Origin of the sequence: Vibrio sp. 10N.261.52.A1 (assembly GCF_002876325.1) — a bacterium.
GTDB classification, from domain to species: Bacteria; Pseudomonadota; Gammaproteobacteria; order Enterobacterales; family Vibrionaceae; genus Vibrio; species Vibrio chagasii.
Map to the genome: position 1 here is coordinate 1 of NZ_MCYD01000639.1, position 7096 is coordinate 7096.

Sequence of the window (7096 nt, forward strand, 5' to 3'; positions counted from 1 at the left end):
TGAAAAAGCGATTGCTCACGGTCTTGCTATTGCTTCAGGTGTGAAAGCATCTAAAGATCTTGGCAACATGCCGCCAAACATCGCTAACCCAGCTTACCTTGCATCTCAAGCTCGTCGCCTAGCTGACGACTTCGATACCGTAACGACTAAGATCATCGGTGAAGAAGAGATGGAAAAATTGGGCATGACCTCTTACCTAGCGGTTGGTCGTGGTTCAAAGAACGAATCTATGATGTCTATCATGGAGTACAAGGGCGCACCAGATTCTGATGCAAAACCGATTGTACTTGTTGGTAAAGGCCTAACGTTCGATTCAGGCGGTATCTCACTTAAGCCTGGCGAAGGTATGGATGAGATGAAGTACGACATGTGTGGTGCTGCATCTGTATTCGGTACGATGAAAGCGCTAGCTAAACTGAACCTACCAATCAACGTTGTTGGTATTCTTGCTGGTTGTGAAAACATGCCAGGTAGCAATGCTTACCGCCCAGGTGACATCCTAACGACGATGTCAGGCCAAACAGTTGAAGTGTTAAACACTGATGCTGAAGGTCGCTTGGTTCTTTGTGATGCGCTAACTTACGTTGAGCGTTTCGAACCAGATTGTGTGGTTGACGTTGCAACACTAACAGGCGCGTGTGTTATTGCTCTAGGCCACCACATCAGTGGCGTTCTATCAAACCACAACCCGCTATCTCACGAACTTGTGAATGCTTCTGAGCAAGCAAGTGACCGTGCATGGCGTCTACCAATGGCAGACGAGTACCATGAGCAGCTAAACAGCCCATTCGCAGATATGGCGAACATCGGCGGCCGCCCAGGCGGTACTATCACTGCTGGTTGCTTCCTGTCTAAGTTCACTAAGAAATATCACTGGGCTCACCTAGATATCGCAGGTACAGCTTGGAAATCTGGCGCAGCAAAAGGCTCGACAGGTCGTCCTGTCTCAATGCTAGTCCAATTCTTATTGAACCGCAGCGGCCAAGAGACTGAAGAGCAATCTTCAAAATAGTAAAAAGGGCCTACGGGCCCTTTTTTAATAAGCGCTATTTGTTAGGGTCTATTGACCAAGTAAGATAAATAGCCACGATTTTTAGTTCGAGTATTAAGTATGCAAACAGCTACGTTTTACATAGTGTCATCAGACAGCCCACAAGCGAGTGAAGAAGGTTTCGCTAACTATGTACTGTTTCTTGCTCAGCACTTTGCAAAACAAGGCGCTAAACTTTATCTCAACTGTAATGACAAAGCCCATGCCGAGCGTATCGCAGAAGTTTTCTGGCAAGTCGATCCCAGTGAATTTATTGCGCATAACTTGGTTGGCGAAGGCCCGAAGTATTCAACCAACATTGAGATTGGCTACCAAGGCGTAAAGCACAATTGGAATCGTCAGCTAGTAATTAATCTGGCCGATAATCATACAACCTTTGCGAACGCCTTTGCTCAGGTGATAGACTTCGTCCCTTGCGAAGAAAAAGCTAAGCAACTCGCTCGAGAAAGGTATAAAATTTACCGTCAGGCTGGATATCAGCTGCAGACTATCGAGATTCAACATCCATAGTCAAACCTCATAGATAAAGCTATCTTTGAATTTAGATTCAAGAAGCTTCACTTATGAAGTTTGACCACGATTAACCATTCACAGTATCCGTTTAAGAGCACTATGGAAAAGACATACAACCCAACATCAATCGAACAAGCTCTATATCAGACTTGGGAAGAGAAAGGCTACTTTAAGCCACACGGTGACACATCAAAAGAAGCTTACAGCATCATGATCCCGCCACCGAACGTCACTGGTAGCCTACACATGGGTCACGCGTTCCAAGACACTATCATGGATACTCTAATCCGTGCTGAGCGTATGAAAGGTAAGAACACGCTTTGGCAAGTGGGTACTGACCACGCTGGTATCGCAACTCAAATGGTTGTTGAGCGTAAGATCGCGGCAGAAGAAGGCAAAACTAAGCACGATTACGGTCGTGACGCTTTCATCGACAAGATCTGGGAATGGAAAAACGAATCTGGTGGCACAATCACTAAGCAACTTCGTCGTCTAGGCGCATCGGTAGACTGGGACCGTGAGCGTTTCACTATGGATGATGGCCTATCAAACGCTGTTCAAGAAGTGTTTGTTCGCCTATACGAAGATGACCTAATCTACCGTGGTAAGCGTCTAGTAAACTGGGATCCTAAACTGCACACAGCAATTTCTGATCTTGAAGTTGAAAACAAAGACAAAAAAGGCCACATGTGGCACTTCCGCTACCCGCTAGCAAACGGCGTGAAAACCGCTGAGGGTAAAGACTACATTGTTGTTGCGACAACTCGTCCAGAAACCATGCTTGGTGATACTGGTGTTGCAGTAAACCCAGAAGATCCACGTTACAAAGATCTTATCGGTAAAGAGATCCTACTTCCTATCGTTAACCGTCTAATCCCTATCGTAGGCGATGAGCACGCGGATATGGAAAAAGGCACAGGTTGTGTGAAGATCACTCCTGCTCACGACTTTAACGATTACGAAGTTGGTAAGCGCAACAACCTACCAATGATCAACATCCTAACGTTCAACGCAGACATCCGTGATGCGGCTGAAGTATTCACTACTAACGGTGAAGCTAGCGATGTTTACTCAACTGAGCTACCTGCTAAGTACCACGGCATGGAGCGTTTTGCTGCTCGTAAAGCGATCGTTGCTGAATTCGAAGAGCTTGGTCTTCTTGACGAAATCAAAGATCACGACCTAACCGTTCCTTACGGCGACCGTGGTGGCGTGGTTATCGAACCAATGCTAACTGACCAATGGTACGTACGTGCTGCACCTCTTGCTGAGCCTGCTGTTAAAGCGGTTGAAGACGGTGATATCCAGTTCGTTCCTAAGCAGTACGAAAACATGTACTTCTCTTGGATGCGTGACATTCAAGACTGGTGTATCTCTCGTCAACTTTGGTGGGGTCACCGCATCCCAGCATGGTACGACAACGATGGCAACGTATACGTAGGCCGTACTGAAGAAGAAGTACGTGCAAACAACAACCTTGCACCTGTAGTAGTACTTCGCCAAGACGACGACGTACTAGATACATGGTTCTCTTCTGCACTGTGGACTTTCGGTACTCAAGGCTGGCCAGAGCAAACTGAAGACCTGAAGACATTCCACCCTTCAGACGTTCTAGTAACTGGTTTCGACATCATTTTCTTCTGGGTTGCGCGTATGATCATGATGACCATGCACTTCAACAAGGATGAAAACGGTAAGTCGCAAGTACCATTCAAGACAGTTTACGTTACTGGCCTAATCCGTGACGAAAACGGCGACAAGATGTCTAAGTCTAAAGGTAACGTTCTTGACCCTATCGACATGATCGATGGTATCGACCTTGAGTCTCTAGTAGAGAAGCGTTGTGGCAACATGATGCAGCCTCAACTAGCGAAGAAGATCGAGAAGAACACGCGTAAGACTTTCGAAAACGGTATCGAACCATACGGTACTGACGCACTGCGTTTCACTCTTGCTGCTATGGCTTCTACTGGCCGTGACATCAACTGGGACATGAAACGTCTTGAAGGTTACCGTAACTTCTGTAACAAACTATGGAACGCAAGCCGTTACGTACTGATGAACACAGAAGAGCACGATTGTGGCATGTCACTATCTGCAGAAGACCGTGCAAACATGGAATTCTCTCTAGCAGATAAGTGGATTGAATCTCAGTTTGAACTAGCAGCGAAAGAGTTTAATGCTCACCTAGACAACTACCGTCTAGACATGGCAGCAAACACGCTTTACGAATTCATCTGGAACCAATTCTGTGACTGGTACCTAGAGCTAACGAAACCTGTTCTTTGGAAAGGTACAGAAGCTCAGCAGCAAGCAACTCGCTACATGCTGATCACTGTTCTAGAGAAGACGCTACGTCTTGCTCACCCAGTGCTTCCTTACATCACTGAATCTATCTGGCAGAGCGTTAAGCCACTAGTAGATGGTGTTGAGGGCGAAACTATCATGCTTCAAGCGCTTCCTCAGTTTAACGAAGAGAACTTCAACGCTGAGATCGTAGAAGATATCGAATGGGTTAAGACTTTCATCACTGCTATCCGTAACTTACGTGCGGAATACGACATTGCACCTAGCAAAGGCCTAGAAGTAATGATCAAAGTTGCTAGTGAGAAAGACGCTGCGCGTATCGAAGCAAACAAGGTTGTTCTGAACTCTCTTGCTAAGCTAGATAACCTAACTGTTCTTGCTCAAGATGCTGAGACTCCAGCATGTGCGACTAAGCTAGTGGGTCAATCTGAGCTGATGATCCCAATGGCCGGTCTGATCGACAAGGACGCAGAACTTGCTCGCCTTGATAAAGAAGTGCAGAAAACTCACGGCGAAATCAAGCGTATCGAAGGCAAGCTAGGTAACGAAGGTTTCGTTGCTAAAGCACCTGAAGCGGTTATCGCGAAAGAGCGTGAGAAGCTAGTGGGTTACCAAGAGACACTAACTAAGCTTGAAGAGCAAAAAGCGACCATTGCAGCTCTTTAATCCTCGCTCAATGAGAAGCCTTTAAACTTCTCGTTACAGATAAAAAGGTTGGCCTTATGGTCAGCCTTTTTTTATGCCATTGGACTTATCACCCAATAACAGCACTTTCCAAACTTCGCCGGCAGTTTGATAGCTTTTGCCTATCAAATTAATCTCTAATACCCATTTCATTTAATGATAATAATTCTCAATAATAGCTCTATCGAAACAACACAACGATTGAGTAATTATCATGAAAAAGACACTAACCTTTGCTGCATTACATTTTACTATCGCATTTAGTGTCGCTTACGTACTAACAGGCGACATCTTAATTGGTAGCTTAATTGCCATGATTGAGCCCTCTGTAAATACGGTCGCCTTCTATTTTCATGAAAAGGCGTGGGCTCAAGTTCCAGCGCTTAAAGCTCGTCAGTGGATGACCAAATTAAAAACCGCCAGCTTTGCGACCATCCACTTCAGTGTTGCTTTTACCGTGGTCTACTTGCTGACTGGTGACGCCTTTGTTGGTGGTGTGATGGCGATGCTAGAGCCCGCTCTAAATACAGTCGCGTACTACTTCCATGAGAAAGTGTGGTTACGTAAATCAGACGCTCAAGCACCACAATTTTGCGTCCACCAGCACGCTTAAACAGAGAATCGAATCTTACCCATTGACAAAGTTGCGCACCGCAATTAAATTAATTGCGGTTCGCAACTTTATTTTGAGGTAAGTAATTATGAATGCTCGACAACTAAGACACTACTCCCGCCAAGCCGTTCGCTTGCTGGGTATGCTCGATAAGCAATGTGGCGAAATAGCCCTAACCCCAGTCCAAGCCCATGCCCTAGGAGAAATCCAACTCCAACCGCCCACGATCAACCAGCTCGCACAACGATTAAATGTCGATAAGTCGAATGCCAGTCGCACCGTCGCAGGGTTAAACAAGCTTGAGTTAACCGACAGCATCGAGAACCCAAATGACAAACGCAGTCAAAAGGTCACACTCACCACTCGAGGACAGCAGGTGCTGTCTGAGCTCGACCAACAACAGAACGCTTTCTTCGACAATATGCTAGAAGCCCTAAACGAGGATGAGCAACAACAGTTAAAGCTTGGGTTGGAGGTTTACCTCAAAGGGCTAACTAAAGTCTGCCAAGCTGACGAGTTTGTACTACGCCCACTCACTCACGCCGACAACGAACAAGTTGCCAATGTCATACGACAAGTCTCTGCCGAACATGGCTTAACCGCAGACAAAGGCTATGGCGTCGCCGATCCAACACTTGATGATATGTACTCGGTGTATAGCCAAGACAATGCGATGTACTGGGTGATCGAGTATCAAGGTGAAGTTGTGGGTGGTGGCGGTTTTGCCCCACTAGCAGGCCGACCAGACGTATGTGAGCTACAAAAGATGTACTTCTTAGAACAAACTCGTGGCCAAGGGTTGGCTAAACGTATCGTCGCCTTAAGCTTGAAACTCGCCAAGCAACTGGGTTACCAACAGATGTACTTAGAAACAACAGAGTGTTTGGGAGCTGCGATTAAACTTTATGAAGCATTGGGCTTTGAGCATCTAGAGAGTGCTTGGGGAGAAACAGGCCACGACGCTTGTGAAGTGGTCATGGCCAAAACGTTATGAGTGCGGCTTCTAGCGTAAAAAATTACTCACACAAGACGCAGGATTGAGGGCAACAAAAGAGCTCTCTTTTTGCCCATCGAGCTCAACTTCTAATTGATATAAATGCTTAGGGTTGGGCTTATCAACATTAAAGACAATCGGTGCTTCAACTTGGAATACAACGCCAGTATGTTCAGCCCGCACATCAATAGGCATCACTAATGTCATCCCATTGAATTTGATCGATGCAGACACTAACCCAGATTTGAGAGTCTGGTAAATCACATCGACCTTGAACTCACAACCACCACCGTGGTGCCAGATCTGCTCTGTAACCACCTGTTCTAGTTTGATATGGCGAACAAACTGCAAGTAAGGAGCCTGCCAAATCCCAATACGTGAATCAGATTTAGCAACAGGCGTTGTTGGAGAGACTTCTTCCATATCCTCTTCCAACAATAACCCTTCTTCTTCCTCAAGGAATAAGATCTCAAAGCGATTACGGCCAGCTTGCATATATGGGCGGATATCTTTGCGGTACTCTTCTTGGCTGCCATCACAATCAAAGACTGCCACACCATTGAGTCGCACTTCAGCAAAGTAATCAACACCCGCAACGACTAGCTCAACAAAGGGGCAAGCCAGCATCGCATCATCGACTTCAATGTCGTGCATTAAATGCCACTCTTGCTCTGCGATTTGCTCTTCACTCAAGCTATCAGGGAGCTTTGAACTCAACGGAGCCGGAAAGGTAATGTCATCTTGTGGAATAGAAAGATCCGTCAATGGCGAAATTTGCCAAAGACCATCGAGAAGTAACCGCATATCATTCCTTGAGCCAGATCAATTTTGACCGCATTATAATGAATGAATGCATTTAAAGACATTTATTTTTCTGAGGATAAAAAAATGCCAGCTCAAGGCTGGCACTTTTCAAACTGGGAAGAAATTACTC

General features: G+C 45.9%; 6 protein-coding genes. 5 read left to right on the plus strand and 1 reads right to left on the minus strand.

Translation table 11 applies throughout. The features are described 5' to 3' along the window. The 5 genes from BCT81_RS11835 to BCT81_RS11855 all read left to right on the plus strand — a co-directional run. Positions 1-1012: leucyl aminopeptidase (locus BCT81_RS11835; protein ID WP_102424474.1), on the plus strand; the 1012-nt coding region annotated here is incomplete at its 5' end. Positions 1013-1111: 99 nt separating this feature from the next. Further along, positions 1112-1561, plus strand: a complete 450-nt coding sequence (locus BCT81_RS11840) for a DNA polymerase III subunit chi (protein WP_102424476.1) — start codon at positions 1112-1114, stop codon at positions 1559-1561. Between the two features lie 102 nt (positions 1562-1663). After that, positions 1664-4537 carry a valine--tRNA ligase gene (locus BCT81_RS11845; protein WP_102424478.1) on the plus strand — a complete coding sequence of 958 codons (2874 nt, stop codon included), beginning with the start codon at positions 1664-1666 and terminating at the stop codon, positions 4535-4537. 232 nt (positions 4538-4769) lie between these two features. Then, the gene (locus BCT81_RS11850) at positions 4770-5168 is read left to right on the plus strand and encodes a DUF2061 domain-containing protein (RefSeq protein WP_004738671.1); all 399 of its coding nucleotides are present in this window, start codon (positions 4770-4772) and stop codon (positions 5166-5168) included. An 88-nt stretch (positions 5169-5256) separates the two neighbouring features. After that, complete coding sequence (locus BCT81_RS11855) at positions 5257-6162, plus strand: bifunctional helix-turn-helix transcriptional regulator/GNAT family N-acetyltransferase (protein WP_102424480.1); 906 nt, start codon at positions 5257-5259, stop codon at positions 6160-6162. Between the two features lie 9 nt (positions 6163-6171). On the opposite strand, the gene BCT81_RS11860 is transcribed toward BCT81_RS11855, so the two are convergent. Then, entirely contained in the window at positions 6172-6966 is a 795-nt protein-coding gene (locus BCT81_RS11860; protein ID WP_102424482.1) for a hypothetical protein, read from the minus strand. Between the last annotated feature and the right edge of the window lie 130 nt (positions 6967-7096).

What these genes read in the sequence shown, in the direction of transcription:
- BCT81_RS11840 (WP_102424476.1), top strand. Translation starts at nt 1,112, where the DNA reads ATGCAAACAGCTACGTTTTACATAGTGTCATCAGACAGCCCACAAGCG.
- BCT81_RS11845 (WP_102424478.1), top strand. Translation starts at nt 1,664, where the DNA reads ATGGAAAAGACATACAACCCAACATCAATCGAACAAGCTCTATATCAG.
- BCT81_RS11850 (WP_004738671.1), top strand. Translation starts at nt 4,770, where the DNA reads ATGAAAAAGACACTAACCTTTGCTGCATTACATTTTACTATCGCATTT.
- BCT81_RS11855 (WP_102424480.1), top strand. Translation starts at nt 5,257, where the DNA reads ATGAATGCTCGACAACTAAGACACTACTCCCGCCAAGCCGTTCGCTTG.
- BCT81_RS11860 (WP_102424482.1), bottom strand. Translation starts at nt 6,966, where the DNA reads ATGCGGTTACTTCTCGATGGTCTTTGGCAAATTTCGCCATTGACGGAT.